This is a genomic window from Corynebacterium sp. TUM25020, assembly GCF_056388495.1.
On sequence record NZ_JBWJFG010000025.1, the window covers coordinates 1 to 254 of the forward strand.

At 57.9% G+C, this 254-nt stretch carries 1 pseudogene; it reads right to left on the reverse strand.

From position 1 onward, the window contains the following. A pseudogene (locus AC05K6_RS10190) lies at positions 1 to 122 on the reverse strand (IS256 family transposase); the annotation flags it as partial. Positions 123 to 254 lie beyond the last annotated feature (132 nt).

Below are 254 nucleotides of genomic sequence, written 5' to 3' on the forward strand. Positions count from 1 at the left end.
TGGACGAGGCAGCGTTGGATGCGTGTTGTTGGCCAGCAGTGGTGGATGGCTGATTGGGCACCTTGTCCGCCGTCTGTGACTGCGATTAGTGGTGCGGCAATGGGGCGTAGGAGTTCGGTGTAGGCGGTGAAGTGTCCCGGGTTTTGTTCCTAGGCTTGTGCCTTGATTTCCATTATTTCTCGACTGGGGTGGTGTTCCCAAAATTCGGTTTCGACTTCAGCCGGCGTGCGGTAGCCCAGGCTCTGGTGGAGCCT